The 19,856-nt window shown below is 57.6% G+C and carries 22 protein-coding genes and 1 pseudogene; 3 read left to right on the forward strand and 20 right to left on the reverse strand.

What is annotated here, in order from left to right; all coding sequences use genetic code 11:
- The first annotated feature begins 103 nt into the window (after positions 1-103).
- Positions 104-409, forward strand: coding sequence for a panthothenate synthetase (locus tag AB3X86_RS34200; protein WP_176125442.1), 306 nt, complete (start codon positions 104-106; stop codon positions 407-409).
- A gap of 8 nt (positions 410-417) precedes the next feature.
- Here AB3X86_RS34200 and AB3X86_RS34205 read toward each other — a convergent pair whose 3' ends face one another.
- The 8 genes and pseudogenes from AB3X86_RS34205 to AB3X86_RS34240 all read right to left on the reverse strand — a co-directional run bounded on the left by AB3X86_RS34205 (position 418) and on the right by AB3X86_RS34240 (position 7,627).
- Positions 418-1,659, reverse strand: a complete 1,242-nt coding sequence (locus AB3X86_RS34205) for a Zn-dependent hydrolase (RefSeq protein WP_368599386.1) — start codon at positions 1,657-1,659, stop codon at positions 418-420.
- Positions 1,660-1,663: 4 nt separating this feature from the next.
- Positions 1,664-2,692 carry a helix-turn-helix domain-containing protein gene (locus tag AB3X86_RS34210; RefSeq protein ID WP_368599387.1) on the reverse strand — a complete coding sequence of 343 codons (1,029 nt, stop codon included), beginning with the start codon at positions 2,690-2,692 and terminating at the stop codon, positions 1,664-1,666.
- A 335-nt stretch (positions 2,693-3,027) separates the two neighbouring features.
- Positions 3,028-3,201, reverse strand: a complete 174-nt coding sequence (locus AB3X86_RS34215) for a hypothetical protein (protein ID WP_176384028.1) — start codon at positions 3,199-3,201, stop codon at positions 3,028-3,030.
- The gene (locus AB3X86_RS34220) at positions 3,198-3,671 is read right to left on the reverse strand and encodes a hypothetical protein (RefSeq protein WP_368599388.1); all 474 of its coding nucleotides are present in this window, start codon (positions 3,669-3,671) and stop codon (positions 3,198-3,200) included. Before AB3X86_RS34220 ends, AB3X86_RS34215 begins: the two co-directional genes overlap by 4 nt.
- Before the next feature lie 104 nt (positions 3,672-3,775).
- On the reverse strand, positions 3,776-5,341 hold the full coding sequence (locus tag AB3X86_RS34225) for a methyl-accepting chemotaxis protein (protein ID WP_368599389.1): 1,566 nt from the start codon (positions 5,339-5,341) through the stop codon (positions 3,776-3,778).
- Between the two features lie 342 nt (positions 5,342-5,683).
- The gene (locus AB3X86_RS34230; RefSeq protein WP_368599412.1) at positions 5,684-5,884 is read right to left on the reverse strand and encodes a hypothetical protein; all 201 of its coding nucleotides are present in this window, start codon (positions 5,882-5,884) and stop codon (positions 5,684-5,686) included.
- A gap of 45 nt (positions 5,885-5,929) precedes the next feature.
- Positions 5,930-6,223: pseudogene (locus AB3X86_RS34235) on the reverse strand (MarR family winged helix-turn-helix transcriptional regulator); the annotation flags it as partial.
- Positions 6,224-6,508: 285 nt separating this feature from the next.
- Entirely contained in the window at positions 6,509-7,627 is a 1,119-nt protein-coding gene (locus tag AB3X86_RS34240) for a porin (RefSeq protein ID WP_368599390.1), read from the reverse strand.
- A 737-nt stretch (positions 7,628-8,364) separates the two neighbouring features.
- Here AB3X86_RS34240 and AB3X86_RS34245 point away from each other — a divergent pair.
- Positions 8,365-9,273, forward strand: coding sequence for a tripartite tricarboxylate transporter substrate binding protein (locus tag AB3X86_RS34245; protein WP_368599411.1), 909 nt, complete (start codon positions 8,365-8,367; stop codon positions 9,271-9,273).
- 154 nt (positions 9,274-9,427) lie between these two features.
- On the opposite strand, the gene AB3X86_RS34250 is transcribed toward AB3X86_RS34245, so the two are convergent.
- The 6 genes from AB3X86_RS34250 to AB3X86_RS34275 form a co-directional block, all read right to left on the reverse strand.
- Entirely contained in the window at positions 9,428-9,628 is a 201-nt protein-coding gene (locus tag AB3X86_RS34250; protein WP_368599391.1) for a hypothetical protein, read from the reverse strand.
- 15 nt (positions 9,629-9,643) lie between these two features.
- Positions 9,644-10,999 carry an MFS transporter gene (locus tag AB3X86_RS34255; protein ID WP_368599392.1) on the reverse strand — a complete coding sequence of 452 codons (1,356 nt, stop codon included), beginning with the start codon at positions 10,997-10,999 and terminating at the stop codon, positions 9,644-9,646.
- 95 nt (positions 11,000-11,094) lie between these two features.
- A complete protein-coding gene (locus AB3X86_RS34260) occupies positions 11,095-12,156 on the reverse strand; it encodes a DctP family TRAP transporter solute-binding subunit (protein ID WP_368599393.1) in 1,062 nt (353 codons plus the stop codon).
- Positions 12,157-12,242: 86 nt separating this feature from the next.
- Positions 12,243-12,764 (reverse strand): DoxX family membrane protein, encoded by a 522-nt coding sequence (locus AB3X86_RS34265; protein WP_368599394.1) that lies wholly within the window; start codon positions 12,762-12,764, stop codon positions 12,243-12,245.
- Between the two features lie 23 nt (positions 12,765-12,787).
- Positions 12,788-13,291: a hypothetical protein gene (locus AB3X86_RS34270; RefSeq protein WP_176106738.1), complete on the reverse strand. Its 504-nt coding sequence runs from the start codon at positions 13,289-13,291 to the stop codon at positions 12,788-12,790.
- A 453-nt stretch (positions 13,292-13,744) separates the two neighbouring features.
- Positions 13,745-13,909 (reverse strand): hypothetical protein, encoded by a 165-nt coding sequence (locus AB3X86_RS34275; RefSeq protein ID WP_368599395.1) that lies wholly within the window; start codon positions 13,907-13,909, stop codon positions 13,745-13,747.
- Positions 13,910-14,023: 114 nt separating this feature from the next.
- Between AB3X86_RS34275 and AB3X86_RS34280 the strand changes: the two genes are divergently transcribed.
- Positions 14,024-15,112, forward strand: coding sequence for a porin (locus AB3X86_RS34280; protein WP_368599396.1), 1,089 nt, complete (start codon positions 14,024-14,026; stop codon positions 15,110-15,112).
- 508 nt (positions 15,113-15,620) lie between these two features.
- Here the strand turns inward: AB3X86_RS34280 and AB3X86_RS34285 are convergent.
- The 6 genes from AB3X86_RS34285 to AB3X86_RS34310 form a co-directional block, all read right to left on the reverse strand.
- On the reverse strand, positions 15,621-15,809 hold the full coding sequence (locus AB3X86_RS34285; RefSeq protein WP_176106741.1) for a hypothetical protein: 189 nt from the start codon (positions 15,807-15,809) through the stop codon (positions 15,621-15,623).
- A 12-nt stretch (positions 15,810-15,821) separates the two neighbouring features.
- The gene (locus AB3X86_RS34290; RefSeq protein ID WP_246391931.1) at positions 15,822-16,358 is read right to left on the reverse strand and encodes a hypothetical protein; all 537 of its coding nucleotides are present in this window, start codon (positions 16,356-16,358) and stop codon (positions 15,822-15,824) included.
- Between the two features lie 119 nt (positions 16,359-16,477).
- Complete coding sequence (locus tag AB3X86_RS34295; RefSeq protein WP_087738133.1) at positions 16,478-16,672, reverse strand: hypothetical protein; 195 nt, start codon at positions 16,670-16,672, stop codon at positions 16,478-16,480.
- Entirely contained in the window at positions 16,669-17,184 is a 516-nt protein-coding gene (locus AB3X86_RS34300) for a hypothetical protein (RefSeq protein WP_176106742.1), read from the reverse strand. The genes AB3X86_RS34295 and AB3X86_RS34300 overlap by 4 nt, the downstream gene beginning before the upstream one ends.
- Positions 17,185-17,252: 68 nt before the next feature.
- On the reverse strand, positions 17,253-18,425 hold the full coding sequence (locus tag AB3X86_RS34305) for a mandelate racemase/muconate lactonizing enzyme family protein (protein WP_368599397.1): 1,173 nt from the start codon (positions 18,423-18,425) through the stop codon (positions 17,253-17,255).
- A 62-nt stretch (positions 18,426-18,487) separates the two neighbouring features.
- Complete coding sequence (locus AB3X86_RS34310; protein ID WP_184225235.1) at positions 18,488-19,828, reverse strand: MFS transporter; 1,341 nt, start codon at positions 19,826-19,828, stop codon at positions 18,488-18,490.
- Positions 19,829-19,856 lie beyond the last annotated feature (28 nt).

Genomic DNA, 19,856 nt, shown 5'->3' on the forward strand with positions numbered 1-19,856 from the left:
GTCGGCCGTAATCGCCGATGCTTCGTCCGCGATCAACGCCATCGGCCGCGCATGCAACACCTATCCTTGAGATGCCCGTTGAGGTATCGAACAGGAGGATGACATGCGCATGCTTCTCAACATACAAATACCGAACGAACCGTTCGGCACACTCGTGCGCGAAGGCCGGATCGGCGAGCTGATGCAAAAGATCCTCGAGGACATGAAGCCGGAAGCCATCTACTTCACCGAGCAGCAGGGCAAACGCGGCGCGGTGGCGGTCGTCGATGTCGCCGATGCATCGGCGATTCCCGCACTCGCCGAACCGTGGTTCCTGAAGCTCGACGCCGAGTGCGAGCTGCGCATCGCGATGCTGCCCGATGATCTGATGAAAGCCGGCCTCGACGCGCTAGGCGACAAGTGGAAGTAGCGCGGCCCTCAGGAATGCCCCGCCGATAGCTGCAGCAGCATCGAAGCCGCGGCCGTCGCGGCGACCTGGCAGCCGAGCACGATATGCTCCTCGGCCGTGTCCTCGATGAAGTCGTGACTCACGCCGCCGATGCTCGGCACGAACATCATGCAGGCCGGCATGCAACGCGCGATCACCTGCGCATCGTGCGCGGCACCGCTCGGCATGCGCAGCCACTGGCCCGGCGCGATCGCTTCGGCGGCTCGCGCGATGTGCTCCGCGAGCGTGGCGTCCATGCTGACGGGCTCGATCGGCTCGTCGATCGTCTGCAAGTCGACGCTTACGGCGTTGTGCGCATTGAAGTCGCGCACCAGTTCCGCGAGCGCGTGCTCCATTGCCTGAAGCCGTGCGGGGTTCGCGTCGCGGAATTGCAGGTACATGTCGGCAGCGCCGGGTACGACGCTCATCGAGCCCGGATCGAGATCGATGCGGCCCACGGTCCAGACGGTATCCGCGTCGGCCAGTTGCGTGAACGCGTCGTTCATCCGCGCGATGAATGCGACGAGCGCCGCGCCCGCGTCGCGGCGGATCGCCATCGGCGTCGTGCCCGCATGGTTGCGCTGACCCGTGAAGCGCAGCCGCGATTCGCGCAGTCCGACGATCGTCGTGACCACGCCGATCGATTTGCCGATCGCTTCGAGCCGGCCGCCCTGCTCGATATGCGGCTCCAGATACGCGACCTGGCGCCCTGCCTCGAAACGCGCACGCGGCCGCCCCGCGAGGCCCGCCGCCGCCAGTACATCGGTGAGACGTTCGCCCTGCCGGTTGGTCGCGCCGCGAATCGATTCGTCGACCGCCTCGCCGACGAAGCTGCGGCTACCGAGCAGGCCCGAGAACGTGCCCTCCTCGTCGATCCACGACGCGACGTCGACGGCGAGGTGCCGCGTCGCGTCGTTCTCCGCGAGCGCGCGGGCGATTTCGAGCCCGTAGATCACGCCCATTGCGCCATCGAGCCAGCCGCCGGTCGGCTGCGTATCCGTGTGCGAACCGATCACGAGCGCGGGACCGCTGTTGCGCGAGCGTCCGAACACGGTGCCCACGCCGTCGATGCGCGCGTCGAGCCCCGCCTCCGTCATCCTGCCGACCAGCCATTCGCGTGCCGCAAGATCGACCGGCGACAGCGCGAGCCGGACCACGCCGGGACCGGCCGCGCCAAATCCGCGCAGCCGTTTGAGGTCGGCCATCAGCCGGTCCGGATCGATCTTTACCACGTTGTCATCTCCCTGAATTGATTGCGGATGCGGCCGCGCGAAAATCGCCCGGCGACATATCGTACGCGCGTCTGAAAGCGCGATTGAAATCCGACGCGCTATTGAAGCCCCAGCCGTACGCGACGTCGATCACCGGCCTGCGCGGGTGGCGATACAGTTCGTCGGCCGCCTCGCGCAGGCGCCGGTTGCGAATATACGCGTGGAGCCCGCCCTCCGGCTCGAACAATCGATACAGCGTGGGCCGCGACAGCTGCGACATGGCCAGCACGCTGTCGACGGTCAGATCAGGTTGGCCGAGATTCTCGTCGATATAGCGGCGCGCCGCCGCGAACATCGCGGTGCGTGCCACCGCGCGCGCACTGCCGGTCAAGCCGGTCTCCTTGCCGAACGCCGCCGCCATCAGCAACGCGCAGGTGTGGAACGCTTCCTGCGCCGCGAGCGCGTCCATCGTGGGCAACCTGCGGCATAGATCGGCCAGATGCGCGGGAATCAGCCGCGCAAGCGGCGTTTCATATTCGATCATGCGGCCATGTATCGACTCCGCTTCCGGCAGCACCGGATCGATCAGATGGCGCGGGACGAACAGCGCGACCAGGCGGCACGGCCCCCGCGTCATCTGCATCGGCTGATTCATGTCGAGCGCGAGGATGCTCGGCCGCGTTTGCCACGCGACGCGCTTCGGATAGAGGCCGGTGGTCGTCTCGAAGGTCCCTTCGACGGCCACGTGAAACACGATCTGACGTACGTTGTCAGTCGAAATGCGCGCGACCGAGCGCGCTTGCGCGACCGGATCGGTGCGGCAATCCGTGAAGGCCATGCCGCCGGCGCGGTAGGTGTCGATGCTGCCGCGAAAGCCGTCGGCGAGTTGCCGGCGCGAGATCGGCACGTCGAGAAAATGGCCGACGCGCTCGCGCCACATGGGCAATTGCGCGCGCGGCGCCGTGGTGTAGGTGTCGAAGTGGGTGTAGTCGAAAGCCGCTGGCATTGCTGCGGCCGCGGTTGCGGTGCGGTTGGCTGCCTGATTGGTCGTCAAGGTCTCCCCGCCGGTTTTGTAGTGTGCGCGGCATGATAGCCGCGGTTGGCGAAAACGTCATGAGCCTGTTGCTAGTGCGTCGATGCCGTGGCCGTCGAAGCTCATGTGCCCCCGCTCCGCTCATGCCTGACAGGCATCAGCACCAGCCTACAAAGTCTTTTTTCTTTGCGCAAGGCCTCTCATGCCGCCGCTCGAGCTCGCCTTCGTCCATGTCGCAGGCACTCGCGGTCCGGCCGGACAACATAAAAAATGGCCTCCAGACAGAGGCCATGTTATTTTTTTATAACCGCTTCGAAACGTAAACCGTTTCAAATGAACGCACGCGCATCCAGCAGCTATCGTTTCATCGCTGCTCGAAGCATTGCCGCCAACGTGAATAGCCCTGCCCCCAATGGAGGCCCATAATCATAAAAACGCAAGTGCCGCGCAAAAAAAATGGTGGACGTCGAAATTACTATCAAAACTGCAACGGCAATGATGGAAAAAACCACCAGAAAATCTTTATTCACGATTGGCTCCTTGCGTCGAAATCTCCCCGCTTCCGCATTCCGTCCCAAAACCAAAAAGGCTCTGCCTTGACGCGACAAAAATTTGCATAGTACCCTCCGTACGCTAGCAAGAGTCCTCCGTTCAAGAGCAACTCCTGGAAGCCGGTGAACAGTTCGCGCGGATCTGGCGAAACGAAAAGGTTGAGGAAGACAATGGTGACGCTCACGCCGGCCATTATGATCAATGCGAGCGGCACCCCGATGTTTAGCAGCAGCATGGACCCAAGCACGACTTCCAGATATTTGACCATTTGGTAGAAGCCGACATCTGCCATAGCGCCGATATAGGCGCCCACTTTTCCTGCGTGGCTGAAATCCGGAATGTATCTGAAAACCACGAAATTCAGCCCGGAAGAGAGATAGTGGAATGCGAAATATAACCTCATCCACATGACGACGAACTTCCAGGGTGATTCATTTGCTACTTTCATGGCTTTTGTATCCTTTCGCGGATTAGAAATTTTGCCATCGGCCTTTTACTCACTCCCTGAAAGGCATCGTGAGGAGTCAACCGCGGGTGTTCAAAGACCGTGAATCAAATAGCGCGTGCGATCTTGAAGTTGGTAACCAGTGACTGTAGGCGTTCAGCTTCTGCATGAACGCCCCGAGCTGCGGCAGCGGCCTCTTCGACCAGGGCTGCGTTGTGCTGTGTCACGGTATCGATTTCGCCGATCGCCTTGTTTATCTCCATGATGCCCCGATGGCCGTCGTCGGATGCATGGGTGATCTCCTCCATCAGGGTCGATACGTGGGCGAACTCACTCACCACCTCGTTAATTTTTGACCCGGCATCGTTCACCAGCTGAGATCCCTGATCAACGCGGGTGACCGAATTGCTGACCAATTCCTTGATTTCCTTGGCGGCCGATGCCGAGCGTTGAGCCAGCGTGCGGACCTCCTGAGCAACGACGGCGAAACCACGACCTTCGTTGCCAGCACGTGCAGCTTCAACCGCCGCGTTAAGGGCCAGGATATTGGTCTGAAAGGCGATACCCTCGATAGTCGCAATGATGTCGGCGACTTTCCTGGATTGATCGGCAATGCCTGACATGGTGGTCACGACCACTTTCATGACCTCTCCACCGCCGTTTGCCAAATCGGATGTAGTCTGCGCGAGTTTGAGGCCCTGTCTGGCATTCGCCGCGTTGTTCTCCACGGTCGCCGTCAACTGCTGGATCGAAGCTACCGTCTGTTCGAGAGACGCCGCCTGTTCCTCGGTGCGCTGACTCAGGTTCTCGTTACCTGCCGCGATTTCGGATGCGCCGGTCAATACGGCCTCGCTACCGGACCGGACCTGCTTCACGATATCCACGAGACTCTCATTCATGCTGCGAAGCGCACGCATCAATTGGCCGAGTTCCGTATCGGAATGCACCCTGACCTGTGACGTCAAATCCCCCGACGCAACTGCTTCGGCAATTCTTACGGCGTCATTTAACGGGAAGACGATTGATGTGGCAACCGTGTTGCAGACATATACCGTCGCAATGATAGCGATACAGATCACAGTGAATGTCAGCATCAGGGCCATGTCGTAGTCGTGAATGGCGTTTTCCGCAGCTTCATCCGCATTCTTCTGGATGAAGTCCATATGGGCGCTGAGCGTGCTCTCGGTGGACTTGAAGACATCAAAGATCTTGGTGTTGGCGAGCACCCGCGCGGTAGCAAGATCTGGATTGTCAGTCATTGCAAGCGTGTAGAGTTCTTTGTTGATCACCGCATACGCAGCAATTGCCTTCTTATCGTTCTCGAAATACTGACGGTCCTCGCCCGGCAGCGCGTTTTTCTCATAGTGATTGACACCCTGTCTCAGCTGATCCAGGGCTTGGGTCCGAATCGCCGCATTGGTATCTTTGGCTTGTTTGGAATCAGACAACACCAGACCCAGCGTGGCGCGACGATCCGTACTGAGGGCCAGACGAAGATCAGCAATCGTTTTGATCGACTCCATCCAATTCTGTTTGATGTCCACTAGATGCGATTCGATCCGATGCGCCTGGAACAGCGCAAATCCCGCGGCACCGCATAACAGCAGGATAACGATTGCGAAGCTAACAAACAGCCGGTTGCGTACTTTGAGATTGCGAAGAAGCATTAGCATGTTTTTTTGCCTACATTGATTGTATAACCTTGGATTTCGGCATAAATCCCTTGCGTATGGATAGGGGGCAAGCATGATTGTGAAATCCGGTCTGATGTGTTAGTGCCGGACTCGCGAGATCTTTCGACCGCTAGGGCGAAGTTAACGCAGCACGGGCGCCAACGATGGCCGGTGTGCTCGGCTTTTCCTGCCCGTGGATGCGGCCTCCGGATAGCGGCATCGACCGCGACGATCATCGGGCGCACGCGCGAGAAGCCGATCGTCGACAACGGCGAAGGCACGGACGCGCAGGATTAGACATGCGCTGGCCACGTTGTAGTGCGAAGGAGAGAGCGTTGTCGGTCACGCCGGTGCGCCAATGGCGCCGAAGGACCTCGGGCTGACCGTCGAGGCAATTGCCGAGACATCGGCTGCACCATGAGTTGCGGAATTCACGAGTAAGCGCTTGAGCAACACCATGAAAATATCCGCTTCGTCCTCGGTTAAGAGGCTAATCAATTTCTGGTCAGTTGCCCCGAGAAACGCGGTGATCTTCGCGACCATGGCCACTCCGCTTCCCGTAAGCTGAACGCACCAGCAGCGACAGTCGTCTGGATGCCGGGACCTCATTACTATTCCAGCGTCGATGAGACGCGGAATGAGTCGGGATAGCGACCCCATATCGTAATTCAGCCGGCGGGCGAGTTGAACCTGCGTCATGAATTGCCGTCCAGCGAGGCAAATGATGACCTTAGCCTGCGCAGATGAAATCCCAAGCGATGACTTCAGATGTCGATCAGCAGACTCCGAGACCGCCTTGTCGAGTGCAACAAAACGGGTTAGCCAATTCAAGGCTGGGGCTTCAACCGCATGGCTTAGGGGTAGGTCCTCCTCGCTCTTCATATCTGCCGCTCCTTCGAATATGATCGGAACCAGACGTCGGGTTTGCGCCTATACGTCCGAACACTACCTCGTACTATGGTTGATCGGTCGGTCCTGCGCCGCTACTACTGCGTGTCCGGCGCACTGAATTACGTGTAATTCTAAATTGTATACTATCATGGTAGACGAAAAAGCCCTCGTGGCACTTTCTGCGCTTGACCGGGGGACTTTTTGCTATTGCATATCCGTGAAGAGCACGGCAGCGATGACGAAAACATACTCATCGCCGCCGTTCTCAATGAAGCATCAGAATCGATGCATCATGCCAAGCTGAAAAACTGACTGGATATTGCCGTTTGCCACGATATTCCCGATTTCGGCAGCATATGCGCCATTGGTGCGTTGAAATACACCAGCGGCATAGAGCGAGGTGCGTCTCGACAACGTGTATGTCAACTGCAATGCGGCCTGGTTGATCGTCACGTTCTTCAGCAACTCGTTACCATTTTCGTAGGTGTAAGCGCCGCCGAGGTTCCAGGCCGGTGAGAAGTCATACCCGACGCCACCTGCAAGCGCGTAAATCCTGGCACCCGTGTGGGTGTTGCGCGCCTGGCTGTACATCCCCGAGACCGTGAAATGGGCGTACTTCGTCCTTGCGCCGGCGAGCAGGTTAGCGATGCCACTATGCCCGTTGTTGACCGGCGCGTAGTTCTGCTCGGTGTAAACAACGGCAGCACGCGTTTCCCCATTCCTGAAGTTGATCGCGGCGCTCTTTCCAGCCCCGTTGTTGAAGTCACCCGCCGTGCCGCCGAAGCTATACATCAAGCCAACCGACAGCCCGGCATATTCCTCGGAGACGACCTTGACGGCATTCGACATTCGTTTGCCGCCGACACGATCCCAGTTGATGGCCGCTAACCCAGTGATCTGACCGTTGCTTGTGATAGGTGCGAACGGCCCGCCTGAGACGGCACCGGCGATCTGGGCTGGACCCGAAACGCCGAGCAGGTCGGCACCGAAGCTACCGGTGCGGAAGTTCAGCATACCGCCAGCGATGCCCGTGGCCGGATCGATACCGCCGAGCAGGTAATAGTCGAAGGCGAAGTCGTTCTGCCGCCCGAGGCGGAAGCTGCCAATCCCTGCTTGACTCAGTCCGACCCACGACGAGTTCTCGAACATCGCGCCGCGCGACTGCGGATCAAGACCCCCTGTGCTTAGGCTGATCATCGAGTCGAGGCTGAAGTTGGCGCGCAGGCCGCCCCCCATGTCCTCGCTCCCGCGGAAGAAGAACTTGGTCGGAAAAATGGCGGAATCCTGCATTTGAAACAAACGTGACCCACCTGAATCACGATAGGTAGCGATCCCTTCGTCAAGGAATCCTCCAAGCATCACGTTACTTTGCGCATGCGCGGCCGTCATGCTCATGCAAACTGATGCGCATGCCAACGGTACCGTGGCCCATCGGCGTTTCCTCCCGACCCCCTGGTGATTCATACATTCTCCTGATTGTTATAAGTGATCTTTGAGACTGACTGCTGGTGAATTGTTTCGCTGGTCGGTTGTCCTCCTGAAGTGTGCAGCATCCAATGCGGGCGTCCGGGTCCCAGTTGAACACCCGAAGCAACTCATGAATCGTGCGAGCCGTGGCCGGCGCCAGCTGTACTGAGGCAGCGGCCTAATAGAGAGGGGAGCCGGTCTCGGCGTGACTAATGTGACGGCTCGGCACGTTGGCGATCAGGATGTTGCGTTCTTGCATGCGAATCGATTGCTCAGATCGGCCGCGGGATGCGCGACCTGCCACAACCGGATTCGCACCGCACCCCGATGTCATCGTGCGTCTGATGTTTGAATTCCTTATCATCAGTCAAAATAGTATTTACGACAACCTACAATGTCAACGACCATGCTCCGGTAAAAACCCTGGGCCTGGCTTTCCGGTCGCGTCGCAATTTGCCCGGGGCACAAGGGAATTCGCATGGCGTCGGCGCTCGCACTCGTGCCGCATCGTAGGCGTTTGCCCTAGTACAATGGTAGTCTTTTTTGAATACAAAATTGCGCGCATCGCATCTGTAACCCCAACATAAAGGAGACGTGACTTGAACGCGAATCGAAAAATCTTCGTCGGTGCGGCACTCGCTTTCGCCGCAGTCGCCGGCATCACGATGTCGAGTCGTGGCTTCGCGGCACAGACGGCACCCGTCAAAGCCTCCATCGCCAAAGCACCGGCGAAGTCGGCGCCGGTCAAGCTGATCGCTGCCGGGCCGAACCAGAATTCGGACCTGGTTGCACGCGCACTGGCACCGGCATTGAGCAAGGCGCTGGGCACCGATGTTGTCGTCGAAAATCAGGCGGACGCAGCTGCGGTGTCGGCAGCAAAAGCAGCGCCCGCTGACGGACTGACGCTTCTCGTCGGCGATACCGATCAAGTGGACGGCGCACGCCAGGACTTGACGCCGGTGGCACAGGTCACCGGTCACGCGGGCCTGGTTCTGGTCGCGGGCAACGGCGCCGGTTTGAGCGGCACCGACATCAAGGACTACGCCGATCTCATCAGCCGCCTGAAGGACAATCCGAACTGCTACATGTTTGGATCGACAGGCACCACGTCGCGTGAATATCTGGCGATGGTGGCGTTCCAGAAGCGTGCGGGCGTCAAAATGATTCATACCGCCTACAAGAGCGACGCTGAACAGATCCCGGCGCTCTTGAGCGGCAAGGTGCAAATGATAGAGATTCCGTATGAAATGGCGGCGCCGCAGATCAAGGCCGGCAAGATGCGTGTGCTCGCGGTCCTGGGTTCGCGCCGTATTCCCGAGATTCAGAATGTTCCCGCACTCGGCGAAATGTTCCCAGGCTTCGATTTCGCGTCGCATACGGGTGTGTTGGCACCGAAGGATCTCCCGGCGCCGGTCCGCGATAAGATTGCCGATGCGGTGAAGATGGCAGTGCAGGACCCGAACGTCCAGAAGGCGTTGAACGTCAACGGTCACCAGGCTGCATATCTCGCATCCGCTGACTATGCGAAGGTTATCGCCACTGACCACGACAAGCTGAGTCAACCCGCGAAGTAACGTTGTTCGTTGCGTGTGTAGCAACTGGAGCTCGATGTTCTGAAAAGACATCGAGCTTTTTTCTTTTGTCGCTCGTCCATCTCCTGTCGCAACTGGAGGCTACGGGGATTCTCCTCAGTACCTGTCACACTTCCGAGCCGTCCAATCGCGTTGATCACGCGCGAGCGCTAACCTGCCGCCCTCGTGAATTTTCGCGCGCTTCATCTCGCGGCGTCACCTGAAGTTTGGCTGCTGGATCGGCCACGCGCCGGCCGTAAAATTCTGCGTCGAAAGCACCGAAGTGATCCGCCAGGTCTCGACCGTAATCACTTGAGCCCGGATATGTATTTGCGTGTGATTTAAAGGAATAGCTCATATCGTTTCTCGTAATCTAGCGCAGTTCCTGGCCTTCCTCCCTGCGAAGACCGGCGAATGCCACGACAGACAACAGGGTAAAGGCCCCGACAACGAAGAATGTCATCGGGAAATCGTCGATTACCAGATGATCCGCGCTGTGCCCATGAACCTGCGCGGTGATCGTCAGGCATGATGCGCAGACTGCGACACCAAAACTGATCGACGTCTGCTGCATCATTGTCGAAAGTGCCGTGGCCTTACTCATCAAGGTCTTAGGAATGCCGGAATAGCCAACCGTATTCATAGTTATCATCCCCAGAGAATTGACGATACCCGCTACGAAAAGCACGAAGCACATAAGCCCAACCGACGTCGTCGGTCTGAACAAGCCATAGCAAGCGAATGTCGCGCCCGTCATCGCGGCGCCCAGCATCATGATCGGCCTGAATCCGAACTTCCTGATTGCACGATCCATGATTGGACGGACACCGAATGCGCCGACAGAGAGCCAGGCGCTCATCAAGCCGGATTGAATGGGCGTCAATCCCAAGCCGACCTGCAAGAGCAGCGGTACGAAGATCGGAGCCGAGCCGACCGCGAGTCTGAGCGGAATGCCGCCAATCGTCGTGATGCTAAACGCTTTATATCCAAAAATCTTGAGAGGGATAATGACATCGAGACGTCCACGGCTATAAAGCCCGTATGCGACCATTGCCAGAACCCCAATAGCCGTGATTCCAATCGTCACGCTCATGGGGACGAAATTACGGCCGACGGTTTCCAGACCACATACGATGCCCGAAAGCCCTATCGCCATCAGAATGAATCCCGTCATGTCGAACGGCTCAGACTTCTCCGAGCGCGAATCCGGCACAAATTTCAACGACAGGAGGATGCCCAATACACCGAATGGAATGTTGAGCAGAAAGATCCATCGCCAGGAACCCATCGTGACGATCAGCCCACCCAGTAGCGGCCCAATCACACGCCCAATGGCGCCGGGAACTGTAAACCACACCATCGCTGCCACCAGCTGCGTTGCCGGAATACTTCGCAGCAGAATCAGGCGCCCTACAGGCACCATCATGGCTCCGCCAAGGCCTTGCAAGACCCGGAATAGAACGATTTCAGTGATCGAGGTGGCCGCGCCGCATAGTGCGGATGCCAGTGAGAAGATGGCGACTGCCGAACAGAATACGCGCCGCGTTCCGAACCTATCGGTGAGCCACCCGCTTGCCGGGAGGAACAGTGCGAGGCTCAACAGATAGGCGGTTATAGCGAAGTTGAGATGAAGTATCTCGACATTCAGGGAAGCGGCAATCGACTGGAGAGACGTGCCCAATATCGAGGTATCGAGACTCTGCAAGAACATCGGCACCGCGACGATCATTGGTATCAGTCGCGTACGCCTGGATGCAGATCGAGACTCCTGGGTGGAGTCTCGCGCATCCTCAATAGTTATATTTTTCTCAAACACCGGATTGTCTAGCGTTTCGCTATTTGACGTCGATACATATCGACGATCTTGGGATCGTAGTTGCGGAAGAATTGCTGTCTGACGGAATCTGTAAGGGTGTCCAGTTTTGCTATTTCATCCGTCGCGACGGTATGAACCGTCATTCCGTGACGCTCAAGCTCAGCACGATCGGTTTTCGCCTGTTCTTGAATCAGATCGCGCTCAAAGCGCCCAGCTTCTATCGCAGCGTGTTGTAAAACATTTCGATCCTGCACCGTCAACTTTTGCCAGACCGCCGAATTGACAACCACAGCAATGGCGCTGTATGAGTGATTCGTGACCGAAACGGCCGATTGAACATCATAAAGGTGACCGGTCAAGATCTGCGAATAGAAGTTATCTTCCGCAACGATGCGTCCACTCTTCAATGCTCCGTATAGTTCAGAATACGGAAGTCCCACGACGTCAGCGCCCAAGACCTTGAACGTCTCAACGAACGCGGGTTCCGGGATCACGCGAACCGGCCGGTTCGCCAGATCGAGCGCGTGCCGGAACGGCTGGCCCGACGTCGTGATCTGTCGGAAGCCGTTCTCCCACCAGGCGAGACCCGTCAAACCGTGACCCTCGAGGCGCGACAACAGAGTTTGTCCGAACGGACCATCGAGCAGTGCCTGCGCCTGACGTTCGCTGCGGACAACATACGGCAGATCCATGATCTCGAATTCGGGCACGAGATGACGCAATGCCGGCGTCACCAGCAGCATCAAATCCGGGGCACCCGGGCCACCTGCCTGCAATGTTTTGATCTGCTCATCCGGCGAACCCGGTACTGTATCGGCGCTCACGCTCACCGCCAGACGACCGTGAGACTCCCGGTTCACGACATCTGCGAACCTGGCCATGGCGCGCATTGTCGGCTGGTCCGGCGACATATGCGCTCGATACTCTGCGATCGTGAGCGTTTGAACAGGCTGCCCATGCGCGATCAACGGCTGGACGATCAACAGGATGCCAAATATCGCGCCCCTGATATCGTCACAAACTCGGCTCAATGACCAAGCCGATTTAAGACGTAAAAATCTTTTCGTCATGTTCCAAGAAATATCGCCAAATATTTAAACAAAAAAAGCTACGTTACCGAAGCAACGTAGCCAAATCCCTCACTTCACATCCAAAATCAGATCAGATCAACAGCGTCCGACTTGAAGATTTTTGGCAGCTTCTTCCAGTCGCCGATGCGGCCGATCGTGGTTTTGAACGTCATCATCGGCAGGTAGTACTTGATGTACCAGACCATCAGAATCAGGTTCATATATAGGCAACCGACGCCCATGTACGGCGCGAAAATCTTGTCGAAGCGATGGTTCAACACAATCGCGTTGTACCAGACGACGAACGACACCGGCAGAAGCATAAGCAGGCCGACCGGGACGAAGATACCGAGAATGAGCGAAAGGCCACCCAGAATTTCGCACGTCTTCACGATATGGAAAAAGTGCGTGTGAACCATCGTGACCAGCAGTTCATTCGACTCGGGCAGCGTGCCGAACGGTTGCGGGAAGATCGGCGACATGCCGAGAGCCGTACGCCAGTAGCTGGTGCCGCTGACGACCATCCAGCCGCCAAGGTACAGCCGGCAGAACGTCAGGATGACTTTGCCGATGAGTTGCGGCATCGTTTTGCGATCATCGTTGTCCATAGTGTGCTTTCGTCCTTTGCTGTTTAGTTCGCAGCCTGCACAGGCGCCGCCTTCTGTTGCGTAATGCGATCATGGCGAATGATCCAGCCAGACCCGCTGATCTCGTAGACATCGACAACGTCTTGCGCCGGTTGGCCACGGGTGGCGCCGATCGTCTGGTAGACCGCGACGTCCATGCCTTGGACGATGATCTTCTTCACTTCGTGGGGAATGGGTCCGCCATCCTGATGATCGATCGTGTTCGGCGCGTTATCGACAGCCTTTTCCGAAAAGTAAGTCTTGTACGCTTCGGCGCCCTTGCCCTCCGTATAGGCCAGGTCCATGAACTCCTGAACGATGTCATGCGGCAGTTTGCCGGTGCCCGCATGCCAGTGCCAACGCGGATCCGAATGCAAACCGTGAGCGATCTGCGCGATGAACAGGAAGCCCACGATTGCCGTGACCACCCGTCCAGTCATGCTGTCCATCCACACGTTGATACGCGTGGCGATACCCCCCGAGGAGAGAACCCCTTGGTTATTCGACATCCTGCCTCCTTGAAAGCATTGTGAAGAGTGAAACGCTTCGGCTTGAGATGGTTCGGTCCTGCGTTTTTGTATTTAATTTAGCCTACTTAATCGTATAGGTCGAAAGATCGTGTGTAAACGTCGGGGTTTCCCTATTTCCGTTGTTGGCGGATAGGTGCTATTTGATGTACGCGACATTTCCTTCGCGAGGAATGTAATCCGCGGGGAGCGACGGCGCCGGGCGGGCGGCAAGGTCGGTTTTGGGGCTGACGAATCCGTCAGCAGTGAGTCAGTCAGTGGCAAGGAACCCGTATGCCGCGATAGTTGACGCGACATGGTGGCAAAAGCCTTCATCCTCGGCCTTCCGTAATGCCCGAGTCCTCACCCGGATGGGTAGACAGGAAAATTCAATCCGCGAGCGAACACGATCCACCACCGACATTGGTCGCCCGCGGGCCTTTCGCCATGCCGGCCTCAGACGCCTTCAACCAATGGTGCTTTATCTTTTTCTTTTGAAGAATCGCTCTGCACCATCGCTTTTTCCTTTGCAATCCCAATCAATGACCACAAAGGAAAATAGCGAGCATCAGCTGTCATCCAGGGAATACCCTCGAACACAACACTTCTGAAATTTTCCACCTGTTATATGCAACATCGTATATTATTTTGCATGCGTACTGTTGTGCATCCCCTCGCCCTTGTGCAACGTCGACCACTCTACAAATTAACATCCACAAATAGGAGACACTGGAATTGCGTAAACTGCTCGTTAGCTGCGCCGTTACGGCAGCAATCGCGCCTGCGATGGCACAGGCACAGACCAGCGTGACGCTGTATGGCGTCGCCGATGCATTCATCGGCTACTTCGGAAACTCCGAAGGCCAACACGTCATCAGCATGAACAGCGGCGGTGCCGGTGGTTCCCGTTGGGGCATTCGCGCGAAGGAAGATCTGGGCGGCGGTCTGTCAGCGATCGCCGTGCTCGAAAGCGGCTTCAACATCAACAACGGCACGTCTGGCCAGAGTGGACGTCTGTTCGGGCGTCGCGCCTACGTCGGCATCGACAGCCGCGACTTCGGCCAGATCATTGCAGGTCGCCTGCAAACGGCCGGCTACGAATGGGGTGGCACTTTCGACCCGATGCTGCTGGCAGCAGCTTCGCCGCTCGGCTCGATTGGCGGCGAAGAACCGCGTCCGTGGATTTTCAACATGCTGCAAGATCCGGCTCGCCAGGACAATACGATCCAGTATTCGTCGCCAACGTGGAGGGGTCTGAATGGTACGGCAGCGTATTCGTGGGGCAACAATCAAGGTCTGCAGAACGCGACGCACTACCAACTCGCGACGCTTACCTACGCCAACGGCCCGTTGCTCACGAGTTACGGCTTCGGCCACAGCCTGCAACCGTCAGCGACCATTGCACGCAATACGTACGAACACGTCTTGGGTGTGAAATACGACTTCAACTTCGTCGCGCTCTACGGTACGTACCAAGTGCGTCTGAATGATCCGGGCCAGACCGACAAGGGCTGGCAAGCCGGTGTCACGATTCCGACCGGCCCATTCGGCACCATTCGCGCTTCTTACGGCGGACTGAGCGACCAGAACATTACCTATGCCAGCACAAACGGTCCGGTAACTGGCAATTGGGCGATTCGATCGGCTGCTGTCGGTTACACGTACCAACTCTCGAAGGCGACGATGCTGTACGGCTTCTTCAAGAAGCTCTGGAACAGCGGGATCGCGCACCAAACGATCTACCCGCCCGGTGGTCTCGGTGCCCCGACCGGCTACCACGCCAATGTCACGGCAATCGGCCTGGGTTTGGCAACGCGCTTCTAAGCCTTCCTACGCCTGTGAAAAAAGCCCGCTTCGAGCGGGCTTTTTTTATTCATAGTCCTCTGCTTACCAAAACGTCGATGACCGTCCCGCTTATACGCTCTCGCTCATCGATCAACACCTGCATGATCTGTTCTCGCTCGCGTCGGACCAGCGCCGTCATCAGCCTGCGCTCGAGCTTAGCCTACTAGTCCTCTGCAGGCAGGCATCTTTCTGTCGCCAGTGGCAGGTACTTCTCCATCCGTTCAATCAGACGCAGTGCCTCTGTCTAAGGACTTTCAAACGCACTCGGGAACAAAGCGAGGTTGAATATCTGTCGCAGCTCATTGCTCGACAGATCAGAGACGAACCGCCTACGACTTGGGTCATGCGTACTCGCGCCCTGCGGCACATCAGGTCGATCCTGCTAAACCCAACTCAGATGGACACGCCAAGCCGTATCTAAACAAAAAAGTCCGGAGAGAAATTCTCCCCGGACTTCCTTGAATCTAGAACCGCGGTGACCGAAGCCTTATGCTTCGCCCTTGATCTTGTCGCGCACGAGCACGAAGATGAAGAGCAGCCAGGAGACGCCGAGGCCGAAGTAGTCGAAATTGCGCAGCGGACGGTACTCCGTCCAGCCCCAACCCGTCGAGCCGTCGACGGCCGCCAGCGTCAGTGCGATACAGATGGCGATTGCGATCCAGGTATTCTTTTTCATCGCGTGTGCTCCTTAAGCCAATTCTTTTTTCCGCTGTTCGAAGGCGGGTACATTTTGCTGCTGTTCGACGGCGGGTACACCCACCAGGCTTCCACCCTTGCCCTTCAGGCTGAAACCCTTCCAGCCGTCCCACAGCCACATCGGGTTGAGCGTCGGCCGGAAGCAAACCGCCATGTAGCCGCTGTATGCGAGCAGCAGAATGCCGTTCATCAGGAGTTCTTGCGGACCCGAGAACAGTTGACGCGGCGTCGCCGAGATAAACGTGTTCAGCCAGAAAATCGTGACCGTCGTCGGCATCTCGAGAATCAGTGTCAGGAACACGAAACGGTTCATCAGCAGCAGTGCCCCGTAAACCGCTTCCATGTACTTAACCCAGTGATACATACCGATCGCATCGGCTCCCGCCACATACTGGCCGGCGAGACCCGGAATCATCGGCACATAGCCGTCGATCACGAATCGGATACCTGAGAAGAAAAGGTGGGCGCCGAAATACAGACGCAACCACGTGATTACATACTTCCACGGGGAAGAATTCGCGCTATTCATGGGAAGGGTATTTCCGTAAAGGTTCTTGCAGTACAACGTTGAAATATGGTGCCGCAGAAATTGCAATACGACAGGATATCTCAAAGGTGATGGAAACTTCCCATCACCTAAGAGCCGTTTTAAACGATGCCTTTACGGCGATCGCGAATCAGTACAGTAATGACGCAGATCCACGGAATTGCCAGACCAAACATGTCACGCGCGCGCAGAGGACGATATTCCGTGTAACCCAATCCCGTCGATCCGAAGAAGACCCAGCACGTCATGACCAGACACAGCGCGAGCCCGATATAGAGGTTCCGGTTGCTCTTCATTGCAGTTCTCCCGATTCGACGATATCTCTGCGCGGTTCAGGTGTTTTCTTGAACTTGAGAGACTCTTTCCAGACATCGACCTTGAACCCTTCCCACAATGCCAGAGGCGTGAGTTTTGGCTTAAATACCGAAGCCATGTAGCCGCTGTAGGCCAAAATCAATAGACCATTCATCAGCAGTTGATTCGGGCCCGAGAACAATTGGCGCGGAGTCGCAACGATGAAGGTATTGATCCAGAAAATCGAAACCGAAGTCGGGAACTCGAAAATCGCAGCGAGCAGCACGAAACGGTTGCTCAGCATCAGGATACCGAGCACGCATTCCATATACTTGACGACCGGGAACATATGAATCGCATCCAGCGCTTGCACGTATGCACCTCCGGTGCCCGGAATGAATGGAACCCATCCGGTGGAGATATACCGGAAACCCGACCACAGCAAATCGGCACCGAAATATATCCGGAGCCAAAGGACAGCGTACTTCCACGGCGGCGAATTAATACCTTGCATCAGATGTCTCCGTTGTTGGCTTTAGTTTTCGCAACGCGGCGGAATCGAGTCAGCCGCTGAATGCCCGGTTACGCCTGAACGACCCGATGGGCTGCGCCCGGCGTGATGATTCTGTTCAGGAGCTTTTCATCGACCTCGAATCCAAAGCCCGGCCCTTCGCTCGGATATGCCCGGCCCCGGGCAAACCGCTGACCGCCGATTGCCAGATCTTCGCCCGCCGGAATCTCGTCGCTGTTGAATACCGAATGCACGGCCAGAGGCCCCATACTTTCGCTCATGAACTGGCACGCCCACTGATCCGAGACCATCAAATGCGTGCTCGGGCCCGACTCGATACCGCCGCCGATCAAGGTGGAGCAGAACACGGGGATATCGTAGATCCGGCATGCCACCAGGAATCGTTGCGCCTTGAGCAGACCGCCGACCTTTTGAATCTTCAGAATCACGCCGTCCGCCGAGCGGCGCTCCGCGATCTCGCGCAGGTCGCCAAGTTCCTGCGCACCCTCGTCTGCGTAAATCGGCGTGTTCACGCGCTCGCGGAGTTTGGACATGCTGTCGCGGTATTGATGCGCCAGCGGTTGCTCCATGAAAGCGAGGTTGTATTCGTCCAGGCGACGCACCGTCTTCAGGGCCTGTTCGTAATTCCACGAACCATTTGCGTCCAGCGTGATCATCGCGTCCGGGCCGAGTGCTTTACGCACTTCACGTGCCGTCGCCACATCGTTGTCGAACGTATGGCGCCCAACCTTGAGTTTGAAGGCCGAGAAACCAGCCCCCCGAACCTGGACTGCTGCCTCTGCCACTTTTTCCGGATCGCCGGCCGAGAGAACCCAGCCCAACGGTACTGACTCGCGAGTGCGGCCACCCAGAAGATCGTAGACCGGGCGGCCGAGTGCTTTCCCCTTCAGGTCATGCAACGCGCAATCGACGAGAGCTTTCGCTTGATTGTTGTCGCGTGCTAGCTGATCCATCATGCCGACGATTTTTTCGATATTGCACGGATCTTCGCCAAGCAGGATTCGCGGAGCGAAAATATCGGAAATCATTGCCGTCATCGAGGCCTGGCTTTCACCGCGATACCACGACGAGGTGTCGCCAGATTCAGCGACGCCCACCAATCCGTTATCGGCATAGATACGCACCACGAGCGTATTCAGACAGGTGATCGTGACGTTCGGAAGCTTCAGTGGCTTCTTAAGCGGCATTGAAACCGGAACGCACTCAACGCGGGTAATTTTCACGGGATTGAACCTATAGAAACTCGAGAAAGGAGTGCCCCCAGCGGACACTCCTGAATCAGATATCAGCTATTTGCCGCCGCACGATGCAGTGCACCACAGACACGGATCAACAGAATGACTGCCAGTGCTACCGAGATCACATAGCAAACGACGAAGGAAGCGCCGAGTGCATTGGGACCCGAGAACAGTTTGGCAACGAGCGCGACGACGGTGGGCCCGAGTGCCAAGCCGAGCAGGTTGGTGATCAGGTAGTAGACCGCCGTCAGTTTTCCCATCATATTGCCCGGCGTGAAGTTGGCCATCGTTGCGCCGCCTGCTACCGCGAACATCGAGAACATGAACGTCTGCACGAAATAAGCGATCAGGCCGACATTCATCGAGTGAATCAGCGGGAAGCATGCGGTGACGATTGCAGCGATGGCCGTCGTGACAGCGGCGACACGAACCGGTGCGTCGATCATGCCGCGTTCACGCAGCCAGTCAGCAATACGGCCCAGGATCAGCAGGCCCGCAGGCGACGCCAACAGTGCCACACCGCCCAACGCCTTACCGATCTCCGGACGCGGGACATTCAGCGTGCGCGCGATGATTTCCGGGAGCCAGGCCATCTGCGAACCAACCGCAATGCCGTACAAGCAGATCGCAACCCAGAGTTGAACGTAGACGGCCTTGTTGGTCCACGCGAAACAAAGCGCTTGACGATACGTGACCCCACTGCCTGCGTTGACGTCGCGGCGTGCCGGTTCACGTACGAGCCACAGAAGCACGGCGAACGGAATGCCGATAAGACCCGGCACCAGCAGCACGAAATGCCATGGTTTGAGCCCCCCAACCAGCGGCAGGCCCGCAAATGCACCCGCCGACGCCGCCTTCAGAAGAAAACCGCCGAGCCCGAGTGCCAGACCGGTGCCGAGAAGCGGGCCGATGTTGTAAATGCCGAACGCGAGGCTGCGGCGTTGCGGCGGAAACGCATCGCGAATCATCGACGCGGCTCCAGGCGACAGCGCGGACTCGCCAACACCGAGGCCCACCCGCGTCACGAACAACTGGACGTACGTCTGACTCAGTCCGCACAAAACCTGAACGGCGGACCATGCCATGATCGCGCCACCGAGCAGGCGCCGGCGCTCGTACTTATCGACCAGCGCACCCATGGGGACGCCAAGCACGCTGTACAGAAGCATGAATGAGAGCCCGAGAAGCCAACTGACTTCGAGATCGGAAATTCCGAGGTCTTCCTTGATTGGCCCGACGACGAGGGAAATCGCGCCCCGATCGATGAAGGAGACCACGTATGTCGCCGTCAAAATGGCGAGCATCCACCATGCTCCCTTCGACGTTTTCGAATCCGAAGCGGCTTCGGCGGGTGCGAACGTCGCTCGCACCTCTGCGGTCTCACTCATTGTTCTCTGTCTCCTGGTTAGTTATCCG

This window comes from Paraburkholderia sp. BR14374, from assembly GCF_040948685.1.
GTDB lineage: Bacteria > Pseudomonadota > Gammaproteobacteria > Burkholderiales > Burkholderiaceae > Paraburkholderia > Paraburkholderia youngii.